This is a genomic window from Frigoribacterium sp. Leaf186 (assembly GCF_001423905.1).
In the GTDB taxonomy this organism is placed as follows: Bacteria; Actinomycetota; Actinomycetes; order Actinomycetales; family Microbacteriaceae; genus Frigoribacterium.
In genome coordinates, this window is the sequence record NZ_LMPQ01000010.1 from 42,959 (window position 1) to 64,676 (window position 21,718).

18 protein-coding genes are annotated in these 21,718 nt (G+C 71.6%); 7 read left to right on the forward strand and 11 right to left on the reverse strand.

Going from position 1 to position 21,718, the window contains the following annotated elements:
• The 3 genes from ASG05_RS06980 to metE all read left to right on the forward strand — a co-directional run bounded on the left by ASG05_RS06980 (position 1) and on the right by metE (position 4,938).
• The gene (locus ASG05_RS06980; RefSeq protein WP_056259326.1) at positions 1-1,308 is read left to right on the forward strand and encodes an LLM class flavin-dependent oxidoreductase; all 1,308 of its coding nucleotides are present in this window, start codon (positions 1-3) and stop codon (positions 1,306-1,308) included.
• A 209-nt stretch (positions 1,309-1,517) separates the two neighbouring features.
• On the forward strand, positions 1,518-2,540 hold the full coding sequence (locus tag ASG05_RS06985) for a methylenetetrahydrofolate reductase (protein WP_082486676.1): 1,023 nt from the start codon (positions 1,518-1,520) through the stop codon (positions 2,538-2,540).
• 73 nt (positions 2,541-2,613) lie between these two features.
• Complete coding sequence (gene metE, locus ASG05_RS06990) at positions 2,614-4,938, forward strand: 5-methyltetrahydropteroyltriglutamate--homocysteine S-methyltransferase (protein ID WP_056259328.1); 2,325 nt, start codon at positions 2,614-2,616, stop codon at positions 4,936-4,938.
• Between the two features lie 265 nt (positions 4,939-5,203).
• On the opposite strand, the gene ASG05_RS16840 is transcribed toward metE, so the two are convergent.
• Positions 5,204-6,550, reverse strand: a complete 1,347-nt coding sequence (locus ASG05_RS16840) for a MalY/PatB family protein (protein WP_056259330.1) — start codon at positions 6,548-6,550, stop codon at positions 5,204-5,206.
• A 186-nt stretch (positions 6,551-6,736) separates the two neighbouring features.
• Positions 6,737-7,429: an N-acetyltransferase gene (locus ASG05_RS07000; protein ID WP_235491434.1), complete on the reverse strand. Its 693-nt coding sequence runs from the start codon at positions 7,427-7,429 to the stop codon at positions 6,737-6,739.
• A gap of 45 nt (positions 7,430-7,474) precedes the next feature.
• Between ASG05_RS07000 and ASG05_RS07005 the strand changes: the two genes are divergently transcribed.
• Together ASG05_RS07005 and ASG05_RS07010 are read left to right on the forward strand one after the other, a co-directional pair.
• Positions 7,475-8,137, forward strand: a complete 663-nt coding sequence (locus ASG05_RS07005) for a TetR/AcrR family transcriptional regulator (protein ID WP_056259334.1) — start codon at positions 7,475-7,477, stop codon at positions 8,135-8,137.
• A gap of 91 nt (positions 8,138-8,228) precedes the next feature.
• Positions 8,229-8,726 carry a GNAT family N-acetyltransferase gene (locus tag ASG05_RS07010; protein ID WP_071256445.1) on the forward strand — a complete coding sequence of 166 codons (498 nt, stop codon included), beginning with the start codon at positions 8,229-8,231 and terminating at the stop codon, positions 8,724-8,726.
• Positions 8,727-8,798: 72 nt separating this feature from the next.
• Here ASG05_RS07010 and ASG05_RS07015 read toward each other — a convergent pair whose 3' ends face one another.
• The 3 genes from ASG05_RS07015 to ASG05_RS07025 all read right to left on the reverse strand — a co-directional run bounded on the left by ASG05_RS07015 (position 8,799) and on the right by ASG05_RS07025 (position 12,098).
• A complete protein-coding gene (locus ASG05_RS07015; protein WP_056259335.1) occupies positions 8,799-10,127 on the reverse strand; it encodes an ABC transporter substrate-binding protein in 1,329 nt (442 codons plus the stop codon).
• 115 nt (positions 10,128-10,242) lie between these two features.
• Positions 10,243-11,076, reverse strand: coding sequence for a carbohydrate ABC transporter permease (locus ASG05_RS07020; protein ID WP_043596471.1), 834 nt, complete (start codon positions 11,074-11,076; stop codon positions 10,243-10,245).
• An 89-nt stretch (positions 11,077-11,165) separates the two neighbouring features.
• The gene (locus tag ASG05_RS07025) at positions 11,166-12,098 is read right to left on the reverse strand and encodes a carbohydrate ABC transporter permease (RefSeq protein ID WP_056259338.1); all 933 of its coding nucleotides are present in this window, start codon (positions 12,096-12,098) and stop codon (positions 11,166-11,168) included.
• 272 nt (positions 12,099-12,370) lie between these two features.
• Here ASG05_RS07025 and ASG05_RS07030 point away from each other — a divergent pair, with 272 nt between their 5' ends.
• Complete coding sequence (locus ASG05_RS07030) at positions 12,371-13,393, forward strand: LacI family DNA-binding transcriptional regulator (protein WP_056260701.1); 1,023 nt, start codon at positions 12,371-12,373, stop codon at positions 13,391-13,393.
• A gap of 54 nt (positions 13,394-13,447) precedes the next feature.
• On the opposite strand, the gene ASG05_RS07035 is transcribed toward ASG05_RS07030, so the two are convergent.
• Positions 13,448-13,888, reverse strand: a complete 441-nt coding sequence (locus tag ASG05_RS07035; protein WP_056259340.1) for a MarR family winged helix-turn-helix transcriptional regulator — start codon at positions 13,886-13,888, stop codon at positions 13,448-13,450.
• Between the two features lie 72 nt (positions 13,889-13,960).
• On the opposite strand from ASG05_RS07035, the gene ASG05_RS07040 reads away from it, so the two are divergent.
• A complete protein-coding gene (locus tag ASG05_RS07040) occupies positions 13,961-14,323 on the forward strand; it encodes a VOC family protein (RefSeq protein WP_043593504.1) in 363 nt (120 codons plus the stop codon).
• A gap of 82 nt (positions 14,324-14,405) precedes the next feature.
• Here ASG05_RS07040 and ASG05_RS07045 read toward each other — a convergent pair whose 3' ends face one another.
• The 5 genes from ASG05_RS07045 to ASG05_RS07070 form a co-directional block, all read right to left on the reverse strand.
• Positions 14,406-15,212, reverse strand: coding sequence for a phosphatase PAP2 family protein (locus tag ASG05_RS07045; protein WP_056259342.1), 807 nt, complete (start codon positions 15,210-15,212; stop codon positions 14,406-14,408).
• A 70-nt stretch (positions 15,213-15,282) separates the two neighbouring features.
• The gene (locus ASG05_RS07050) at positions 15,283-16,239 is read right to left on the reverse strand and encodes an NAD(P)-dependent oxidoreductase (RefSeq protein WP_056259344.1); all 957 of its coding nucleotides are present in this window, start codon (positions 16,237-16,239) and stop codon (positions 15,283-15,285) included.
• Positions 16,240-16,357: 118 nt separating this feature from the next.
• Positions 16,358-17,851, reverse strand: coding sequence for an alkaline phosphatase family protein (locus ASG05_RS07055; protein WP_056259346.1), 1,494 nt, complete (start codon positions 17,849-17,851; stop codon positions 16,358-16,360).
• A 245-nt stretch (positions 17,852-18,096) separates the two neighbouring features.
• Positions 18,097-18,936, reverse strand: a complete 840-nt coding sequence (locus ASG05_RS07060; protein ID WP_082486540.1) for a CPBP family intramembrane glutamic endopeptidase — start codon at positions 18,934-18,936, stop codon at positions 18,097-18,099.
• Positions 18,937-19,289: 353 nt separating this feature from the next.
• Positions 19,290-21,662 (reverse strand): Ig-like domain-containing protein, encoded by a 2,373-nt coding sequence (locus tag ASG05_RS07070; protein WP_056259349.1) that lies wholly within the window; start codon positions 21,660-21,662, stop codon positions 19,290-19,292.
• Positions 21,663-21,718 lie beyond the last annotated feature (56 nt).

Below are 21,718 nucleotides of genomic sequence, written 5' to 3' on the forward strand. Positions count from 1 at the left end.
GTGGCTCGCCGTCAGCACCTCGGCTGGTTCTTCTCGCGCGGCTTCGGGCCGCAGGGCTGGGGCCACCCGTACCGCGAGTGGAACCACGACTGGACGCGACCCGAGCTCTATCAGCAGTCGGCCCGCGAGCTCGAGCAGGCCGGCTTCGAGCTGATCGTGATGGAGGACGCCGTCTCGCTCGGCTCGCCCGACACCCTCGACCTGCGCGTGCGCAGTGCCTACGGCGGGCCGAAGCACGACCCGCTGCTGCTCGCTCCGTACCTCTTCGCGGCCACGTCGCGCATCGGGCTGGCGCCGACCGTGAACGCGGGCATCACTCCCCCGTACCTCGCGGCCCGCCAGGCGGCGACGCTGGCACACCTCAGCTCGGACCGCTTCGGCATCAACCTCGTGACCGACGTCGGCAGCGCCCGACACGTCGGCCTCGAGCCGCTGGGTCACGACGCCGCGTACGACCGGGCGGACGAGTGGATGGCCGTCGTCCGTCGCCTCTGGCACAGCTGGGGCGAGGGGGCCCTGGTCGCCGACCCGGCCACCGGGCGGTACGCGGACGGCACGAAGATCGACGCGTTCCGGCACCGGGGCGAGCACTTCGCGGTCGACGGGCCGCTCAACGCGATCCCGTTCGAGCACGGCGACCCGCTCGTGGTCTCGCCCGGCGGGTCGGCGCGGGGGCTGGCGTTCGCGGGCACACAGTCCGACGTGCAGCTCGCGCTCGCGCCGCTGCAGGCGCAGGCCGTGCTCGACTACCGGGCGAAGGTGCTGGCCGCCGCGACCGAGCACGGCCGCGGCCCGGACGACCTGCGCGTCCTGTTCGTCGTCAAGCCCGAGATCGTCTCGAGCGTCGACGAGGCGTCACGCGTCGTCGAGGCCTCGCGCCACCCGGCCGACGAGGTGCTCGCGCAGGTCGCCCTCGGCTGGTCGAGCGACCTCGAGACCGACCTGACCGGGCTCGACCTCGACCGCCCGGTCGACCGCGGGGTGTTCGGCGAGCACGTGTCGCATGGCAGCATCGCCGGCTTCTACGGCGGCACCGACGACGCGCCGCTGCGCGAGCTGCTCACCCGCAAGGCGCGCAAGGGGCTCGTCGCCGACCGAGCCGGGTTCGTGGGCACCGCCGACGAGTTCGCCGACTTCGTCGAAGAGCTGGGCGACGACGGCGACAACGACGGGCTCCTCTTCTCGGGCGACCTGCACCCCGTGACGCTGCACCGCATGCTCGACGACCTCGTCCCCGTGCTGCGACGCCGCGGCGTGCTGCGCGACGAACTCGCCCCGGGCGGGACGCGCGCCAACCTGTTCGGCTGACCCGCGCCTCCTGGTGTCCGGCGCTCCGACCTGTCGGAGCGCCGACATCGAGGAGGCGCGGCGGACACCCGGCGTCACCGGACGACACGGGGCGTCACAGGCCTCGACGTGCGGGCGGGCCGCTCGTAATGTCACTGCCACCCGGCCGACGACGGACGGCCGGCACCCCGAGCAGAGCCCCGCACCGAGCACGACGAGGAGTGACCACGATGCCGACCTTCTCCTTCGAGATGTACCCGCCCCGCACCCCGGCGAGCGCCGACGCCCTGCACGCGTCGCTGCGTCAGCTGGCCTCCACCGGGCCCGAGTTCATCTCGGTGACCTACGGCGCGTCGGGGTCGTCGCGGGCCGAGTCGCTGGCCGTGCTGACCGAGGTGCTGCGCGACACCGACGTGCAGGCGATGGCGCACCTGACCTGCGTGGGTTCGTCGTACTCCGAGGCGTCGCGGCTGATCCGCGAGTTCCTCGACGCGGGGGTCACGGCGTTCCTCGCGCTCCGCGGCGACCCGCCGGCCGGCCTGACCGAGGACGACGTGTTCCTCGGCGACCTGGGCAGCGCCGGCGAGCTGGTGCAGCTGATCCACCGGGTGCAGGCCGAGCGCGTGCCGTTCGTCGAGAACGCCGTGCCCGGCAACCCGTTCGCCTCGCGCCTCAGCAGCGGGCCGAAGACGACCGTCGCGGTCGCGGCGTTCCCGAACGGGCACCCCCGGTCGCGGTCGAGCCGGCAAGACATCGACACCCTGCTCGCCAAGCAGGCGGCCGGGGCGACGCTCGCCATCACGCAGCTCTTCTTCGAGGCCGACGACTACCTCGGCTTCGTCGACCGGGCGCGCGAGGCCGGCGTGACGATGCGCATCCTGCCGGGGCTCATGCCGATCCTCGGCGCGAGCCAGCTGCGACGCATCGTCGAGCTGACCGGCGAGACGCTGCCCGCCGACCTGCTGCGCCGCCTCGAGACCGCCGACCAGCCGACCGTCGTCGGCGTCGACCACGCCGTCCACCTCGGTCGCCGCCTGCTCGCCGGCGGCGCCCCCGGCCTGCACCTCTACACGTTCAACCGACACGAGGCGCCGCTCGCCGTGCTCCGCGGCTGCGGGCTCCTCGACCACTGCGTGCCGTCGACCCCGGTGCAGACGGCCTGTGTGCCGTCGACCCCGGCGCCCACCAGCCCCGTCAGCACCCTCCCCCAGGCGACGCCCGTCCTCGAGACGGCGTCGCCTCCGTCGTCCTGAGCCGCGCCGCGCCTCCCGACCGACCGCCGATCAACCCACCGTTCCGCACCACCGCACAGAGAGAACCGTCCGCATGAGCACTCCCTCCTTCCCCGCCGGCACCGTCCTGGGCTACCCGCGCATCGGCGCGGACCGCGAGCTGAAGCGCGCCGTCGAGTCGCACTGGCGCGGTGACACGACCGTCGACGAGCTCGAGGCGACGGCCGCGTCGCTGCGTGCGACGACGCGTGCCCGCCTGGTCGAGCTGGGCCTCGGCCGTGACGACTCGTCGGTGCCCGAGTCGTTCTCGTACTACGACCAGGTGCTCGACGCGGCCGTGACCGTCGGCGCCGTGCCCACCCGCTTCGCCGACCTCGTCGACGCCGACGGGCACCTCGACCTCGACGGCTACTTCACGCTCGCCCGCGGTGACGCCGAGCGCGCCCCGCTCGAGATGACGAAGTGGTTCGACACGAACTACCACTACCTGGTGCCCGAGATCGGGCCGTCGACGAGCTTCCGTCTCGCGAGCGACCGCCTGGTGCGCGAGGTCGAGGAGGCGCGCGCGGCCGGGTACCGCACCCGCCCGGTGGTCGTCGGCCCGGTCACGCTGCTCGCCCTCGCCAAGCCCGACGGCAACGCGCCCGAGGGCTTCGTGCCGCTCGACCGCCTGGCCGAGCTGGTGCCCGTCTACCGCGAGCTGCTCGCCCGCCTGGCCGAGGCCGGGGCCGAGTGGGTGCAGCTCGACGAACCCGCCCTGGTCAGCGAGTCGCTCGACGTCGACGCGGCGACCGTGCGGGCCGCGGCGGCGTCGGCCTACGCGTCGCTCGGCGCCGACCGTCCGCTGGCGATCCTCGTCGCCGCACCCTACGGCGACCTCGGCGAGGCCCTGCCCGTGCTGCTCGACGCACCCGTCGACGGCATCGCGCTCGACCTCGTGAAGGGCTCGGTGCCGACCGGGGTCACGACCGACAAGGTGCTGGTCGGCGGCGTCGTCGACGGCCACAACGTCTGGCGCGGCGACCTGGCCGCCGCGCTCGAGTCGCTCGAGTCGCTGCGCTCGGTGTCGCCGACGGTGTCGGCCGGCACCTCCACCAACCTCTTCCACGTGCCCCACGACGTCGAGGTCGAGCAGCAGCTCGACGCCCGGCTGCGCAGCTGGCTCGCCTTCGCCGACCAGAAGGTCGGGCAGGTGGCCGTGCTCGCGACGGGGCTGACCGCGGGACGCGAGGCCGTCCTCGACGAGCTGACCCGCGCCTCCTCGGCCCTCGCCGACCGCCTCGCGGCACCGGGCGTCCGCGACGGGGCCGTGCGCCGTCGGGCCGCGGCCCTCACGCCGGCGGACCGCGTCCGCGGGGACGAGGAGGCGCGGGTCGCCGAACAGGAGGCCGCCCTCTCGCTGCCCGCCCTCCCGACCACGACGATCGGGTCGTTCCCCCAGACCGGCGACATCCGCGTCGCCCGGGCCCGGCGCGCCCGCGGCGAGATCGACGACGCCGCCTACCGCGAGTTCTTGCGGGACGAGATCCGCCGCGTGGTCGCGCTGCAAGAGGAGATCGGCCTCGACGTGCTGGTGCACGGCGAGCCCGAGCGCAACGACATGGTGCAGTACTTCGCCGAGAACCTCGACGGGTTCGCCGTGACGCGCCACGGCTGGGTGCAGTCGTACGGCTCTCGGGCGACGCGGCCGTCGATCCTCTGGGGCGACGTGTCTCGTCCGGCGCCGTTCACGGTCGAGTGGTCGAGCTTCACGCAGTCGCTGACGGCCAAGCCCGTCAAGGGCATGCTGACCGGGCCGGTGACGATCCTCGCGTGGTCGTTCGTCCGCGACGACCAACCACTCGGCGAGACCGCCGACCAGGTGGCGCTCGCGCTGCGCGACGAGATCGCCGACCTCGAAGCGGCGGGCATCCCCCTCGTGCAGGTCGACGAGCCGGCGCTGCGCGAGTTGCTGCCGCTCAAGACCGCGGACCAGGCGGCGTACCTCGACTGGTCGGTGGGGTCGTTCCGGCTCGCGACGGCCGGCGTGGCCCCGCGCACGCAGATCCACACGCACCTTTGTTACTCGGAGTTCGGCATCGTCATCGAGGCGATCGACGCGCTCGACGCCGACGTCACCTCGATCGAGGCCGCGCGCTCGCGCATGGAGGTCGTGGCCGAGGTGCGCGACGGCGGCTTCTCGCGCGGCGTCGGGCCGGGCGTCTACGACATCCACTCGCCGCGCGTGCCGAGCGTGGACGAGGTGTCCGAGCTGCTGAGCACGGCCCTTGACGCGTTGCCGGTGCGCCAGCTCTGGGTGAACCCGGACTGCGGCCTCAAGACGCGCGGCTACGCCGAGACCGTCGCGGCGCTGGAGAACCTCGTGGCCGCGACCCGCGCGGCGCGCGAGCGCGTGGCGGCGGTGCCCGCCGCCGTGTAGCCGGGGCGCGGGTCCTGGCCCGACGCCGGCCCATCCCGCCACGAGATGAACACCCCGCCACGTTTTCTCGTGGCGGGGTGTTCATGTCGTGGCGGGNTGATGAGGAGTGTCGCCGTTGCATCGTCGAATGGGCAGAAGGTGTCGTCCCTAGCACGAGGGGCAGCACCTTCTGCCCGTTCGAGGTGCGAGTAGCCCCTTGTTCCCGGGCAGGCACAGCCGGAGGGCGCAGCGGTAGCCGGCGCGGCGGGCCGGCGCGGCAGGCCGCTCAGGCGCGGGAGGCCACGAGGGCAGCGATGCGTCGCACGGCCTCGACCAGCACCCCGGGGTCGCACGCGAGGTTCAGGCGGGCGTGACCGGCGCCTCCTGGTCCGTAGGTGTGGCCAGCGTTCAGGGCGACCCGGGCCTCGGCGAGCAGGACGGCCGCGGGGTCGTCGCCGAGCCCGAGCGGGCGGAGGTCGAGCCAGGCGAGGTAGCCGGCCGCCGGGCGGTGGTACGTGACGCCGGACAGGTGCTCGGCGAGAAGGGAGGCCAGCAGGGCGTCGTTCGCGACGATACGGGCGACGGCGTCGTCGAGCCAGTCGGTACAGCCGAACGCGACGACGTTGGCGTGCAGGCCGAGGATGCTCGTGCGACAGGCGACCTCCTCGACGAGGCCGTCGAGCAGCACGGCCGTCCGGTCGTCGCCCGCGACCACCAGCGAGCACTTCGCCCCCGCGAGGTTCCAGCCCTTGCTCGCCGAGGTGACCGTGACCGACCGCGCACCCTGCGCCTCCGCGACGGGTGAGAACGGCGTGAAGGCGACGCCGGGGTGCGTCAGCGGTGCGTGCACCTCGTCGCTCACGACGAGCACGTCGTACCGTGCGGCGAGACGTGCCACCTCGGCGAGCGCCGCCGCGTCGTGGACGATGCCGAGCGGGTTGTGCGGGTTGCAGAGCAGCACCGCGTCGACGCCCGAGGCGAAGGCCCGCTCGAGACCGTCCAGGTCGAGGCCCGCGCGGTCGAGGCCCGCGCGGTCGAGGCCGGCGCGTCCGGTGCGGGCCCGTCCGTCTCCGGCCCGTCCGTCGCGGGCCCGTCCGTCACCGGCCCGTCCGTCACCGGCTACTGCCGGCGACCCCGAGGAGGCGTGGGTCGCGTCACCGACGGACTCCCCCGGCACCAGCAGCGGCACGCACACGACCTCGGCCCCGGCCTCTTCGACGAGCTCGAAGAACGGCGGGTAGACCGGGGGCGTCACGACGACGCGTCCCCCGCGGGGCACGGCGAGGCGCAGGGTCTCGACGATGCCGACGCTGACGTCGGTCGCGATGTGCACCCGGGACTCGTCGACGCACCAGCCCCACCGGTCGAGGGCGAACCGGGCGAAGGCGGGCGCGAGGGGCCCGGGGCCGTCGAGGTAGCCGACGTCCGAGGCGCGCACCCGTCGGACGAGCTCGTCGACGATCGGCTCGGCGAGGTCGTAGTCCATCTCGGCGACGAAGAGCGGCAACACGTCGTCGGCGAAGCGCGTCCACTTGATGCTCGAGCGCTCGCGGCGGAGGCGGGCGAGGTGCTGCTCGGCGGGTGCCGAGGGCCGGGCCGGTGCCGAAGCCGGGGCTGTCGTCGCGTTCACCATGCCGACACGATCCTCCCGGCGCGGCCGATGCACCAGCAGCCTCGTCACACGGCGACTCACGAACGCGGCGGTCGCAAGACCGCCGGCGCCGCCGAGGTCGCACCACCGTCGCGGCGTCGAACCACGCTGGTGGGTGGTTCGACGCCACATCGGTGGTGCGACCCCCGACAGCCCGGGGACCGGGACTCACGCAGGCCCGGCCGCCCCCCGGGCCGGGCGCCACATCGCGGCGGGCGTCGCCCCCGGCAGCCCGCGGATCGGCCCCAGCTCGACGAAGCCCATCCGACGGTAGAGCGCCCGGTTCCGCTCGGTCGACGACTCGAGGTACGCGGCGTCGCCCGCCTCGTCCACGGCGGCGAGGCGGTGCTCGATCAACGAGGTGCCGACTCCGAGCCCTCGGGCCGCGTCCCCGACCGCGATCTCGCCGAGGTACCAGTGCGGCAGGCGTGGGCGTGGTGCCGCCAGCGACGCCTGGCGCCGGGCGGCCGGCACGAGCCCGCCGAGGCCGAGTGCGCGCAGGTATCGGGGCAGCTGCCCGAGCTCCTCCCACGAGACCGGCAGGCGCATCGCCGACGACGCCCGGGTGCGCGGCGCCTCCCAGACCGCCGCCCCCACGACGTCACCGTCGACGACGGCCACGTCGACCGCGCGACGGGTCGAGGGGATCGACCGCATCATCGCCGCGAAGAGCTCGACCAGGCGGGCGTGCCGTCGCGGCCCCCGAGGGACGAACCCCTGCATGACGGGGTCGTCGCGAAACCCCTCGGCGAGCACGGCGGCAGCCGCGTCGAGCTGGTCCGGGCGGGCAGGGGTGATCGAGACGTCGGGCATCGTTCCTCCTGAAAAGCATTCGTCAGCACTGACGATTTCGTCAGTCATGTCAGAATGTAACCAGACAACCCGCCGGAGACGTGAGGGGCCGCTGTGAGAACGGACGACGAGGAGGCGCGGGGCGCCCCCTCGAGGACGTCCCGCCGCACCCGCGACACGCGTCGCAAGCTGATCGAGGCCGGCGTCGTCCTGCTGCGGCGGGCCGACTACGCCACCGTCCCCGTCGCCGAGATCACGCAGCTGGCGGACGTCGGCCTCGGCACGTTCTACAACCACTTCGCCGGCAAGGACGAGCTGTTCGACGAGGCCGTGCAGAGCGTGATGAACACCCAGACCGACCGGATGGCCGCACTCGGCCGGCCGGACGACCCGACCGTGACGACGGCCGCGATCGCCATGCACGTGATCCTCGACCTCGCCGAGAGCGACCCGTCGGTGGCGGTCGTCGTCGCGCGCAACGGGCTGCGCCTGCTCGACGCCGAGGCGGCGCTGGTGCCGCAGGCACGGGCGCTCGTCCAGGCCGGGCAGGCCGCGGGGTCGTTCGCCGAGGTGGACGTCGACCTGGCACTGTCCCTTGTCGGCGGCAGCCTCCTCGGCGGGCTGCACACCTGGTGGTCGAGTCCCGAGCTCGTGACCCGCGAGTGGACCGTCGAGTTGGTTGCCCGCGTGCTCGTGGCCCTCGGATGCGACCTGGGGGACGCGCGCCGCGCCTCCTCGTCCGGGCTCGACCGGGTGACCGGGCGCGACGCGGGCTGACGCACCGGGGCGAACCGACCCGAGCCGGGCCGAGTCCACCCGGGCCGCGCCGGACCGAGCCCGATCTCCGACGATCGGCGAAGATGGTCGGGTGACCACTCCGGCGCCCGCGACGAGCATCGAACCCCGCCCCTACGACCACCCCGACGTGCAGCTGCTCGTCGAGGGACTGCAAGAGCTGTACGTCGAGATCTACGGCGGGCGCGACGACAGCCCGATCGACCGCTCCGAGTTCGAGCTGCCGAGGGGCACGTTCGCCGTGGCCTACGAGACCGGCGAACCCGTGGCTCTCGGAGCCTGGCGCCTGCTGCCCGACGGCCGCGCCGAGCTGAAGCGGATGTACGTGCGGCCCGACCGACGCGGGCAGGGGTTGTCCCGGCTCGTGTTGCACTGGCTCGAACGGTCGGCCGCGGACGCCGGCGTCACCGAGATGGTGATCGAGACCAACGTGGCCCACGACACCGCGATCCGCCTCTACGAGTCGGCGGGCTACCGACCGATCGCGGCCTACGGCCACTACGCGGACGACGCGGGCACGGTGTCGCTCGGGCGCAGCCTGATGGGCGACACCGCAAGGGGCACGGCGTGACGGGTGCCCCCGCCCGGACGCGAAGGAGGCGCGGTGCCGGGATCACCGACACCGCGCCTCCTCGAATCGTCGCTACTCGACGGTGATCGACTGGGCCTTCATCGCGGCCACGGTCTTCTCCTGGCCCGACTTCAGGGCGTCGAGGAGGGTGCCGTCACCCGAGGCGGCAGCCCCGAAGCCGTCCGAGATGTCGCTGTAGGTCTGCGTCATCGTCGGGCCCCACGTGAAGGGCTGGATGTTCTCGGCGGCCTTCGCGAAGTCCTCGTAGATGGCCTGGTCGCCGTAGAACTCGACGCCCGAGGTCAGGGCCGGCAGGTCGGCGCCGGTCGTGGAGGCCGGGTAGAGGTTGGCCTCCTTGTTCAGCGCCTCGAGCGACTCGGTCGAGGTGTTCAACCACACGAGGAACTTCGACGCCTCGGCGGGGTGCTCGCTGCCCTTGAAGACGACGTTCGACGACCCGCCCCAGGCGGCCGACGCGGACTCGCCGTCCTTCCACTGCGGCATGGGCGCGACGGCCCACTTGCCTGACGTGTCGGGGGCACCGCTCGAGATGGTGTTGGCACCCCAGACGGCGGAGACCCAGGTCCAGTCCTGGTCGGTGTTGTAGGCGTTGTTCCACTCGTCGGTGAAGCTCGGCAGGGTCGTGACGAGGTCCTTCGAGATGAGGTCCTGCCAGTAGTCGGCGACCTTCGTCGAGGCCTCGTCACCCATGTCGACCTTCCAGGTGCCGTCCGCGGTGTCGAACCACTGGCCGCCGGCCTGCGAGACCAGACCGGCGAACTGGTTCACGTCACCCTTGGCGAAGTTCGTGATGCTGCCGCCCAGCTCCTTGATCTTCACCGCGTCCTCGGCGTACTGCTCCCACGTGGTGGGGACGTCGAGGCCGGCCTGCTCGAAGAGGTCCTTGCGGTAGTACAGCGCCATGGGGCCCGAGTCCTGCGGGATCGCGTAGACCGAGTCGGCTTCGCCGAAGGTGACCTGGTTCCAGAGGCCGTCGGCGTAGTCGGCCTTCGCGTCCGAGACGCCGTCGCACGAGGCGATGTTCGCCAGACCGCCCTGCACGCGGAACGCGGGCAGCGTGTCGTACTCGACCTGCCCGATGTCGGGAGCGTTGCCGGCCTGCAGCTGGTTGAAGAAGTTCTGGTACGTGCCGCTGTTGCCGTTCGGCACGATCGAGACCTTGACCTGGATGTCGGGGTTCTCCTCGTTCCAGAGCGCGACGACCTTGTCCATGTTCGGCACCCATGTCGTGAAGTTGAGGGTGACCTTGCCGTCGGAGGGCTCGCACGAGGCGGCCTCGGCGGAGCCGGAACCCCCGTCACTGCCGGAGCTGCAACCGGCGAGGGCGATGGTCGAGACCACGGCGGCTGCCGCGATCGTGAGGACTCGTGATTTCTTCATCTGGATTCCAATCGGGGTGCGGAGCCGGGAAGAGCCGGCCACGGGAGGGAACGACGTCGTTGCCTTGCGGAGTGGAGGTCGAGGAGGTGCGGGTCGGTGGAGCAGGACGGGTCGCTTACTTGAGGCCGCCGGACCCGAGGCCGCTGCGCCAGAAGCGCTGCAGGCTGAGGAAGGCGACGAGCAGGGGGACGATCGACACCAGTGCGCCGACGAGCACCAGGGTTCGCAGCTCGGGGTACTGGCTCACGTTGGAGTTCCAGGTGTAGAGGCCGAGGGTCACCGGGAAGAGCTCTTGCGAGCGCAGCATCACGAGCGGCAGGAAGAAGTTGTTCCAGATCGCCACGAACTGGAACAGGAACACCGTCACGAGGGCGGGCGACATCAGCCGGATCGCCACGGTGAAGAACGTGCGCAGTTCGCTCGAGCCGTCGATGCGCGCGGCTTCGACGATCTCGTCGGGGACGCTCGACGCCGCGTAGATGCGGCTGAGGTACACGCCGAACGGGCTCACGATGCTGGGCAGGAACACCGCCCAGAAGGTGTCGGTCAGTTCGACCTTGCTGAAGATCAGGAACAGCGGCAGCGCCAGGGCCGTCGCCGGCACGAGCACGCCGCCCAGGAAGATGTTGAACAGCGCCTCGCGACCCCAGAAGCGGTACTTGGCCAGGGCGTAGCCGCACATCGCCGAGAGGATCGTGCCGAGCGCGCCGGCGACCGTCGCGTAGACGATGCTGTTGAGCATCCACCGCGGGAAGATGCCGTCGTTGTACGTGAACAGCCGGCCGACGTTGCCGACGAAGTCCTGCGCCGACGTCGGCGAGAACCACAGGGCGGCGCTCGAGTTGAAGTTGTCGAGCGTCTTGGTCGACGACACCAGCAGCCAGAAGATCGGCACGAGGAAGTACAGCGTGAAGGCGCCCATGATGACCATGGCGGCCGTTCGCGACATCACGCTCTCACGGGGCCCCCCGCCCCGTCGACGTGCAGGGGTCGTCGCGTCGTCGAAGGACTGGGCGGGACGGATGGGAGCGTCGACGGTCACTGGTCGGCCTTCCGCTGGGTCAACCGGAGGAACCCGATCGAGAGGATGAACGTGGCGACCGCGAGGACGACGCTGAACGCCGCCGCGAGGTTGAAGTTGGGCACCGAGGACGTCGAGTACACGAGCATGTTCGGCGTGAAGGTCGACGAGATGGTCGACGTGAACTGGCGGAAGACCAGGGGTTCGGTCAGCAGCTGCAGGGTGCCGATGACCGAGAAGACGGCGGTCAGCACGATCGCCGGGACGACCAGCGGGATCTTGATCGCCACGGCGATGCGCCACTGCGAGGCCCCGTCGAGGCGGGCCGCCTCGTAGATCTCGGTGGGGATCGCGAGGAGCGACGAGTAGATGATCAGCATGTTGTAGCCGACGAACACCCAGGTGACGACGTTGGCCACGGCCCAGAGCACCGTGCCGCCGTCGAGGAGGCCGGCCCGCGACGTGACGGCCGAGAACGGCGAGAGGCTCGGCGAGTAGAGGTAGCCCCACATGATCGCGGCGATGACGCCCGGCACGGCGTAGGGCGCGAAGAACGCGAGACGGAAGAACCGCTTGCCGCGCAGCAAGGGCGAGTCGAGCAGCAGCGCGAAGAGCAGCGCGAGCAGCAGCATCACCGGGACCTGGACGACGCCGAAGAGCAGCACCCGGCCGATGGACGACCAGAACTCGGTGTTCTGGAAGACCAACGCGTACTGCGAGAGGCCGCCGAAGACCTGGGTCGGGGCGCCGAACGTGCCCTCGCGTTCGACCTTCTGCAGCGACTGGAAGACGGCGTAGAGGATGGGCGTCAGGTAGAACGCCGCGAAGAGCGCCGCGAAGGGGACGATGAAGATCGCGATCGCCTTGCGGTACCGGAACGGCTTCCGCGGTCTGGCCGAACGCGGGGACGGCGGGGCGACGACGGCGGGCTCGGCAGCAGTCTGGGTCACACGGGGCCTCGGCTTCTTCGGCGGGTGTCCTTCACGAACGGCCGGAGGCCCTTCGACGGCGAAGGTTCACAGGGTTTCTGTGATCGTTCCCAGAACGGGGCCCGAAGGATCGGGCAGCACTTTCTGGGAACGTTCACAGAGCTAAGCCCACGGCCGCCGGTTTGTCAAAGCGGAGGGGCCGACCGTGATCGTACGGTTACCCAACCGGCCGTCCGTCCTTCGTCCTCCGGGGAACGATCCCGAGCGTCCCGGGCTCCGCTAGGGTGACCGACATGCCCGGTCCGAGATCTCCGCGTCGGCGTGCCACGATCCACGACGTGGCCGCCGAGGCCGGCATCTCCCGGGGCACCGTGTCGCGCGTGCTGAACAACGAACCGTACGTCTCGCACCAGGCGCGCGAGGCCGTCGAGGCCGCCGTGGCCAAGGTGGGCTACGTCCGCAACGCGGCGGCGCGCAACCTCGTCACCCAGCGGTCACGAGCGATCGCGCTGATCGTCCACGAGCCTCATTCGGTCGTGCTCGACGACCCGAACATCGGCAACATCCTGATCGGCACCAACTCCGTTTTGTCCCAGGCCGACCACCAACTCGTCACGCTGATGATCGACTCCCAGCGCGACAGCGACCGCGTGGTCGAGTACCTGCGCGGCGGCTTCGTCGACGGGGCGATCATCCTGTCCGCCCGGACGGGCGACCCCATCTCTCAGGCCGTCGCCGAGCTCGGACTGGCGGCCTCGTTCGTCGGCCACCCGAGCGACGCTCCCGACATCCCGTTCATCGGCATCGACAACCAGGCCGCCGCCGAGGCGATCGTGCGCCGACTCGTCTCGACGGGACGCACCCGGGTCGGCATGCTCGCCTCCGGGCTCGACCGTGACTCGGGCGAGGACCGCCTCGCAGGTTTCCGTGCCGCGCTCGGCGACCTCTTCGACCCGGACCTCGTGGTGCGCAACCCGTTCTACAGCTACGCGGCCGGCGTCGACGGCATGACCGAGTTGCTCGCGCGGGACCCCCGGGTCGACGGGGTCTTCGCGGCGTCGGACGCCGTCGCCGCCGGGGCCCTCGACGTCCTCCACCGGCGCGGGATCTCGGTGCCCGGCGACCTCGGGATCGTCGGCTTCGACGACAGCTCCTGGGCACTGCGCTGCACGCCGCCCCTCTCGACCGTGCGCCAGCCCGCCGAAGAGCTGGGCCGACGGGCCGCCCGCCAGGTACTCGACCAACTCGGCGGGGCCGACGGGACGCGCACCGGGGTCCTGCTGCCGACCGAGATCATCTGGCGCGAGAGCGCCTGACCCGCACCCGGCGCGACACCGGCGGCGCGACGCGACGAGCCCGGATCACGTCGGTCAGCGCAGCGCCGTGGCGAACCCCCGCAGCGCCTCGGCCACCTGTCGACGCGCGGCCGGCGTGAGCCCCGCCGTCATCTCGTCCTCGACTCCGCGGACGGCGGCGCTGGCGACCGTCAGCTGACGTCGCCCCTCCGGCGTCAGCTCGGTCGGCAACGCCCGGCCGGTCGGTGCCCGGTCGGCTCGCCGCACGAATCCGTCACGCTCGAGCGCCTGCAGCAGAACGTTCATCGACTGACGGGTGACGAAGGCCCCGCGGGCGAGCTCGGAGTTCGACAGCCCGGGCCGCTGCGCGAGCAGCTCGAGGCACGAGTAGTGCGTGATGGTCATGCCGAGCGGACGCAGCTCGGCCTCCATGGCGGCGCGCAGAGCGCTCGACGCCTCTTTCAGCAGGTAGCCCACCGAGGTCTCGAGGTCGATCGCCGATCCGACTTGACTCATGTCAGTAGTCTGACATAGGTTCCTAGATGTCAGCTAACTGACACTCACCTCCGACGCGAGAGCAGGCGCACCATGACCGCCACCGGTCCCGACTTCATCTCCCTCCAGGTCCGCGACGTCGAGCGCTCGGCCGCGTTCTACGAAGAACACCTCGGCCTCACCCGGCAGGACGGCCCGCCGCACGCGGTCGTCTTCGCCACGACGCCGATCGCCTTCGCCGTGCGCGGCCCGCTGCCCGGCGTCGACCTCGACGCGGCCCCGCTCGGTCGCGGCGTCGGCCTGTGGCTGCTCGCCCCCGACGCCCAGGCCATCCACGACGCCCTGGTCGCCGCCGGCGTCGAGATCGCCACCGCACCCGTCGACGGCCCCTTCGGCCGCACCTTCACCTTCGTCGACCCCGACGGCTACCAGGTCACCCTGCACGACCGCGCGTGACGTGCGGCCCCTCCGGCAGAGGCCGGGGACCAGGAGGCACGGCGCACGATCCCGTCCGAGGTCACGACGGTCGGACGCGTCGTCACTCGTGGACGTCGTCGTCGTCCTGGGTGCTGAGGTAGAGGCGGTGACTCGTGACGATCAACGAGAGCCACCCGATGCCGGTGACCCACCCGACGGCGACGTCGGTGAACCAGTGCGCCCCGAGCAGCACGCGCGACAGCCCCACGACGCCGGCCGTTCCGGCGGCGGCCCCGACGATGGCGACCTGCGGCGCCTGGTCGCGCTGCCGGAGCGCCAGCAGGTAGGCGAGCACGCCGAGGATGGTGGTCGTGTTCAGGGTGTGCCCCGACGGGAACGACGGTGACTTCTCGTAGGGCGGGATGGCCTCGTGACGGTCGGGCCGGTTGCGCTTGATGAGCTTCTTGCCCACGACCGTCATCGCGAGCGAACCCGCGCCGGCCGCCACGACGAGCGTGACGGGGCTGGGGTGACGGTCCCGGATGCCGAAGACCGCGGCGGCGCCGACGGTGAGGGCCGGCAGGGCGATCGGGCCGAAGACGTGGGCGATGGTGGCGGCCGCGCCGTTGGTGAACGGCGAGCGGAGCTTCTTCGCCCGCTCGAGCGCCGGGCGGTCGAGGCTCTCGATGCCGTCCCGGCCCGTCACCCCGTCGTAGATGTAGGCCGCCCCGGCCGTCGCCGCGATCGCGATGCCGCCCCCGACGGCGAGGGTCGCGACGAGCGCGCGCCGGGCGCCGACCTTCTGCGCCACGGTCTTGTGACGCGAGGCGAGCCGCTGGCCCGGCTTCGACCGCCACTCGGTCAGATCGCGGCGGCCGATCTGCCGGTCGTAGCGGGTCGTGCGGGCGGAGTCTCCGGTGGTCGGCATGTGCCCACTCTGGCCCTGACCACCCGGGAACCGGTCGTGGCGAGCCGTCCCACGACTCACGGTCGACCGCTCAGATCACCACGTTCCGGGCGGGCTGCCCGGCGAGCACCCGGGCGACGTCCTCGGCCACGGCGACGCCCATGGCCGCGTTGGCCACGTCGGTGAAGGCACCGATGTGCGGCGTGAGCAGCGCGTTCGGTGCGGTCACGAGCGGGTCGTCGTCGCCGGGCGGCTCGTGTGCGAAGGCATCGAGCGCGGCGCCTGCGAGACGACCGTCGCGCAGGGCGGCGACCAGCGCCTCCTCGTCGACGAGACCACCGCGGGCCGCGTTGACGAAGTAGGCGCCCGGGCGCATGCCCTCGATCAGGCGGGCGTCGACGAGGGGCGGCTCGCCCGGCGTGCCGGGCAGGTGCAGGCTGACGAAGTCCGCGCCCGTGACGACCTCCTCGAGGCCGGCGCGGCGGACCCCCGCGGCGTCCGACACCTCGGTCGGCACGAACGGGTCGTACGCCACGACGTCCATGTCGAATCCGGAGGCGCGGCGCGCGACCGCCTGCCCGATCCGTCCGAAGCCCACCAGGCCGAGCGTGCGGCCCGTCAGCTCGACGCCGGGGAAGCGCTCCCACCGCCCGGCGACCATCGACGCGTGGGCGGGCAGCAGCTGTCGGGCGAGCGCGAGCATCGCCCCGAGGGCCAGGTCGGCGACCGCTCCCGAGTTGCTGCCGGGGGCGTTGACGACGACGACCCCGGCCGCCCGTGCGGCCTCGAGGTCGATGTTGTCGACGCCGACGCCGTGCTTCGCGACGACACGGAGCGCCGGCGCCGCGGCGAAGACCGAGGCGTCGACGGCGTCGAGCCCGACGACGACCGCGTCGGCGCCGGTCCGGACGAGTTCCGCCGTGAGGTCCGTGGCCGAGAGCGGGTGCGTGCCCTCGGGGACGCAGGCCTCGAGACCGGCAGTGACCAGCGCCTCCCACGGTCTCGGCGCTATGCGCAAACGGTCGTGCGCGATCTGCGCGAAACTCACCTCGGGACTAGCCCAAGCCGCGGTCCTGGCCAGACCTGATGACGCCCCAGATCGCCCTCGCTCACGACAGCGGGGCGCGGCATCGCCGCACCCCGCCGTCTCGGCCTCGGCGTCGGCGTCAGCGGACCTGCAGGTCGTCGACAGCCCAGTACCAGTTGTTGTCGCCGTTCGTCAGCGAGAACCGCACCCGCATCGAGGAGGCGCCGGCGGGCACGGCCACGACGTGGCGATCGATCGAGGCGATGCGGTCAGCCGTGTACGTGGTGACGTTCCTCCAGGCGCCGCCGTCGAACGAGACCAGGACGGACGCCGTCTCCGCTCCCTCCTTGCGGTAGTGCGAGCCGAACGAGACGGTCGTGCTCGTCCTGCCCGCGACCGAGTACGCCTGCGACGTCATGAGGCTGTTGAAGGTGCCCGACCTGCTCTTGTCGGCCCACTCGTCGCTGTCGGCGACGGCGAAGACGCCACGGGCACGGACGTTGGTCTCGCGCTGCTGGCCCGTCTCGGTCGCGGTCCAGAAGGGGTCGGTGGTCAGCGACCAGCCCCTCCACTCGGTCATTCCTCCCGTGCCCATGCTCGAGTTGTCGACCGTCCAGCCCGAGGGGAACGTCTTCGACCAGCCGAGGGTGCTCGCCGGGATGCCCGTCTCGTCGACCCTGCCCTGGAGGCTGCCCGCCCGCGTGTCGAAGGGGTCGGTCGAGCCCGTCGCCAGCGGTCGGCCGTCGAGGACGGACGGCACGGCCACGCCGAAGGTCGAGAGCACGTCCGCGGCGATGTCGACGTTCTTCGGCGCGATCGTCGGGGTCGTCTTGGTGATGCCAGGACCGGTCTTGATGATGAAGGAGGCGCGCTCGGCAGCGCTGTTTCCGCCGTGTCCGCCGGAGTCGGTGTGGCCGTGGTCGGAGGTGACGATGAACGACCACGACTCGGACGCAGCTCCCGGTCGAGCGGCGACCGCCGCGCGGAGTTTCCCGATCAGGCCGTCGACCTCGGTGACCGCGTCGAGGTACTGCTGCGACGCGGCTCCGTGGTCGTGGCCGGCGTGGTCGACGTCGTCGAAGTGGATGAACGACGCGTTCGGGCCCGTGCTGCCGAGGTAGGAGACGGCAGCGGCTGCCGTGTCGGCGTCGCCCGTCGAGGCGTAGCGCCGGTCTACTGCCGAGCCGACGAGCGCGGGCCCGGCGGAGCCGTCGACGATCGGCGCCCAGGTCACTGCGGCGTAGGTGCTCACCGCACTGTCCGCGGCCTCGAGTCGCGAGAGGAAGTCGGGGTAGGAAGCGATGCTGCTGCCCGACCAGCTGTTGCTGGTGACCTTGTGCTTGTCGGGCCAGACACCGCTCAGGTTGGTCGCCCAGCCCGGCCCCGAGAACGTGCTCGACATGGGCGAGCCGTAGAGGCTGGTCTTGCTCGAGTACCCGGAGGCGATCATCGCGTCGAGGTTCGGCGCCGCGGCGGGGGCGATCTTGTCGAACAACAGCCCGTCGACGCCGATGACGACGACGTGTCGGGAGGTGTCGACGGCGGCAGAGGCCGCGGTCGGCACCGCGGTCGCGGCGAGCGTGGCGGCGACGATCCCTGCGGCGAGGACGGTCGTCTTGCGGGGTGTTCTCATGGGGGTCCTTCTCAGTCGGTGATCAAGCGAGGTAGACAGCTAGACCACCGTGACCCACCTAGGTAGACAACTCAAGCCAGGGAGGTGCCAGAATCGGTGAAGAGTGCGTGAACAGCAGCAGGGACTTCCTGTCCATGCCGGCGAAGCGTCGGTCGGCCGGCACCCAGCCGTCGATGCTCCGGTCAGCGGCAGGTTTCGTCAGGGACGTGTCCGATCTCTTCGTGGTGGTTCTCGCCCACATCGGCTCAGGCGAGGTGACCACGATCGACCGGCGCAGGCTGCCGGTGATGTGCCGCACGGCGCTCGGTCAGGAGGAAGACGACGAGCAAGACGACGCCGACGAGGACGACGACGATGTTGCCGAGCTGAGCCAAGGATCCGAGGCTGCTCTGCAGGGGGTAGGTGCCGTGCATGAAGATGCTCGGGTCGGTGCTCGCGTGCAGCAGGATCGGAGCGATGATCGTTCCGGTCACCCGGAGGGCGAGGTACATGCAGAGACCGAAGAAGAACGTGTAGAGCATCTGCAGCATCGTGGGGACCAACGGTTGACCGGTGAAGAGGTTGGTCGCGTGCAGCAGCGAGAACAACGCCGCGGAGACGAGGCCGACGGCGATCTCGGAGCGGCCGGCCGAGCGCATGATGCGGACCACGTACCCACGAGTCAGCACTTCCTCCGAGAAGCCGATGACGAGTCCCGCCAGGAGCCACGCAGCGACCCAGTCGAAGCCTGCAGCGTCGTAGTCGATGCTCGCGAAGCGCAGCACGTTGAAGAGCAGCACGACGGCGACGGCGATCCACATCCAGCCTCGGCCCGGGACGTCCTGCCGCGCGAAGAGGCCTCTCAGCCAGCCCAGGCTGGCACCGAAGCCGACCAGGATCAGGCTGCCGATCAGGACCGGGACGACGATGAGGACGAGGACGTAGCTGGCTGAGCCGGCGTCGCCGATGAACGGCACGAAGGGTGCCATGAGGAGCGACGCGGGTTCGTAGATGGCGAGGTAGCCGACGGCGACGATCAGCGCCTTCCACCATCGACCCTGTTCCCAGAACTGCGTCCACCCTGATCGTGCAGCAGTATCTTCCATGATCCTCCCCTTGGTTGAGATTCAGTCATCCATCAGCTTCGGGGGTGATTCAAGTTGATGTCGGGGGGCGAGTATCCGTCTTCGCGGTGCTCTCCAGCGTGGCGATCATGGTCGAACGGCGCAGGCGCAGGCGCCCTGCGACGATGCATGCTGACGTGCCTCCCCACCAGATGGCGAGGGCGACGATGGCGACGACGAGATAGGCGTGCTCAGTCGTCGCCCCGGCATGCGGCTGGGCGTCGAGAGCATCCAGGGCTGTCCGGACGAAGACCGCTCCGAGGACGGCGCTGAGGACACAGCCCACCGCGACGCCGACGTAGATGCGTCGTCGTCGCGGTGGGCTGTCCCGGTGTTCAGGCTTCGTGGTCGTGGCCTGCTCGCCGGCGTCGGGCTGCGATCAGGGTGAGCCCTGCCAGCAGGAGGAGTGCGGCCGCCGTGATGCCGGACGTGACCAGGTCGCTGCCGGTGAAGGCGAGGTTCGAACCGCTCGTGCTCCCGTCGGCGGCACTCGTGCCGCTGCCGGTGCCGCTGCCACTTCCGGGGGCGGCGCCCGTTCCTGTGCCGGGGGCGGTGCCGGGGTCCTCGCCGACGACGGGTGCTGCCGTCACGGTGAACTGTGCGGCCGTCGAGCCGGACGTCGCTCCGGTGAGCGTGATGGTGTGCGTGCCCGGGGTCGTGTCAAGGGGCACGGCCCACGTTATCGAGACGGCACCGTTCTGGTCGGCGGTCGCGGTGCCCACCTGCACCGGGTCCGACGTCATGACGGCGGTCACGGTCTCACCTGCGGCGAAGCCCTCACCGAGGACGGTCTGGGTCTGGCCGGCCTGGACGGTGGCCCTCTCGACTCGTGACGTGAGGACGGTGGCGGCAGGCGACACGGTGACCGTGGTAGCGGCGGAGGTGTTCCCGTCACCTGTCGACACGGTCACCTCGAGCACGGTGCCGGGCGCCTGGGCGGGGTCGAGCGGGACGGAGAACCGTCCGGTGGTGTCCGTGGTGCCGGAGCCGACGAGGGTGCCTCCGGCGGTGACGGCGACCCCGGTCTCGGGCGCTGCGCTGCCGGTGACGACGGTGCCGTCGGTCGGATCGACGGTCGGTGCCGTAGGCGTCGGTGCCGTGACGGTCACGAAGGTGACCTCGGACGAGCCGCCGGCGTTCGTGGCGGTGACCGAGAGGACTGCTCCGGGCTGCTGAGCGGGAGACAGCGGGACGGTGAACGCGCCGGTGCCGTCGGTCGTGGCGGTGCCCAGGGTGGCGCCGGTGGCGGTCACGGTGATCGTGGAGTCGGGCTCAGCCGTTCCCGTCGCGGTCGTTCCCGTGGTGGGGTCGACGGTCGGGGCCGCGGGGGCGGGGATCGGGACGGTGATCTCGGTGGGCACCGAGGTGTTGCCGGCGGCGTCGGCAGCGGTGACGCGGAGCTGCGCGCCGCCTGCCTGGGCAGGCGTGAGCGTGATGGTGAAGTTCCCGGTGGCGTCCGCTGCGGCAGATCCGACGGCGGTGCCGGTGCTGTCGAGGACTGTGACGGTCGACTCGGCCTCTGCGGTGCCGGCGACCGTGGTGCCGGTGACGGAGGTGACGGTCGGGGCGTCGGGGGCGGCGGTGTCCGCGACGATCGTCCGCAGTCGGAGCGTGGCCGTGTCGGCGGTCCGGGAGACGACGTCGAGGGTGGTCGCACCGGTCGCCGTGGTGAACGTCGATCCGGGAGCCCAGGAGTTGGGGCGGGTGCCGTTGCCGGTGCCCTGCGGGGAGATCAGCAGGGTCTGGGTCGTTCCCTCCATGCGGAGGATGCGCACGCCGCGGACGGAGGCGTAGGTGTCGCCGCCGACGGAGGAGGTCCTCGAACCGGCGATGTAGCCCGTGTCGTAGCGGGTGGGTGTCGCGAGCTCCGCCCAGTAGGTGATGCCCGAGGAAGGGTCGGTGAACTGCAGCGACCGCACGCCCGTGGTGGCCTCGCGTGCCTGGATCGTGACGGTCTGGTCCACGCTCGTCGGGCTGTCGACGTCGACGTAGTCCGCGGCGGTCAAGATGCCGGTGCGGATCTGGTTCGGGGTCGAGAAGTTCTTGTAGATCGTCTCGTAGCTGCCGCCCATGACGTCGTACGTGTCCTCGTAGCCCCTCGAGACGCAGTTTCCGCCCTCGGAGGCGAGGCGGCCGTCGACGACGTCGGCGGGGCAGTCGAGGAGGTTCGCGTGGCCGAAGTCCATGGTGTGGCCCATCTCGTGTGCCCAGACGCCGTCCCAGAGGCCTTCGAGGTAGGCGCGGCCTCCCCCGACCATCGAGGGCCCGCCGCTGGTGGCGCTGCCTCTGAAGGTGCAGCCCTCGGCGACGGAGATGATGAGGCCCTGGCCCTGTCCGGAGCCCGGCCACCCGGTCGCGGCGATCGCATCGCCACGGAGGTCGGGGTTGCCGTCGCCGCAGACGCCCTCGCCGGGGCGATAGATGAGCTGCTTGATCTCGAACTGCACCTGGCCGTTGGTCATCGACAGCCAGTAGTCGCTCATGCCCTCGAACTCGTCCCGGACCTTCTGCTCCGTCGTCGCCTGGTCGACGGAGGCGGTCTCAGCGGTGGTGGTGACGTAGATCGACACGGGCACGGCGGTGGCGGCTGCGTGCGCGGGCGGGGCCTGGGCGACCACGGCGCCGGTCACGGCGAGGGCGGAGGCGAGGAACCCGGCACCGAGGGTGTGCCCGAGACGTCCTCGTCGGTGGGTGGTGAGTGCTGACATGGCGGCCCTTTCGGGGATGGAGACGGACTGGATCTTCGATGTTCTTGCTGTCGGGG

What these genes read in the sequence shown, in the direction of transcription:
- ASG05_RS07000 (WP_235491434.1), bottom strand. Translation starts at nt 7,429, where the DNA reads ATGACTGACGAAATCGTCAGTGCTGACGAATGCTTTTCAGGAGGAACG.
- ASG05_RS06985 (WP_082486676.1), top strand. Translation starts at nt 1,518, where the DNA reads ATGCCGACCTTCTCCTTCGAGATGTACCCGCCCCGCACCCCGGCGAGC.
- ASG05_RS07060 (WP_082486540.1), bottom strand. Translation starts at nt 18,936, where the DNA reads ATGGAAGATACTGCTGCACGATCAGGGTGGACGCAGTTCTGGGAACAG.
- metE (WP_056259328.1), top strand. Translation starts at nt 2,614, where the DNA reads ATGAGCACTCCCTCCTTCCCCGCCGGCACCGTCCTGGGCTACCCGCGC.
- ASG05_RS07030 (WP_056260701.1), top strand. Translation starts at nt 12,371, where the DNA reads ATGCCCGGTCCGAGATCTCCGCGTCGGCGTGCCACGATCCACGACGTG.
- ASG05_RS07020 (WP_043596471.1), bottom strand. Translation starts at nt 11,076, where the DNA reads ATGTCGCGAACGGCCGCCATGGTCATCATGGGCGCCTTCACGCTGTAC.
- ASG05_RS07035 (WP_056259340.1), bottom strand. Translation starts at nt 13,888, where the DNA reads ATGAGTCAAGTCGGATCGGCGATCGACCTCGAGACCTCGGTGGGCTAC.
- ASG05_RS07040 (WP_043593504.1), top strand. Translation starts at nt 13,961, where the DNA reads ATGACCGCCACCGGTCCCGACTTCATCTCCCTCCAGGTCCGCGACGTC.
- ASG05_RS16840 (WP_056259330.1), bottom strand. Translation starts at nt 6,550, where the DNA reads ATGGTGAACGCGACGACAGCCCCGGCTTCGGCACCGGCCCGGCCCTCG.
- ASG05_RS07015 (WP_056259335.1), bottom strand. Translation starts at nt 10,127, where the DNA reads ATGAAGAAATCACGAGTCCTCACGATCGCGGCAGCCGCCGTGGTCTCG.
- ASG05_RS07070 (WP_056259349.1), bottom strand. Translation starts at nt 21,662, where the DNA reads ATGTCAGCACTCACCACCCACCGACGAGGACGTCTCGGGCACACCCTC.
- ASG05_RS07055 (WP_056259346.1), bottom strand. Translation starts at nt 17,851, where the DNA reads ATGAGAACACCCCGCAAGACGACCGTCCTCGCCGCAGGGATCGTCGCC.
- ASG05_RS07045 (WP_056259342.1), bottom strand. Translation starts at nt 15,212, where the DNA reads ATGCCGACCACCGGAGACTCCGCCCGCACGACCCGCTACGACCGGCAG.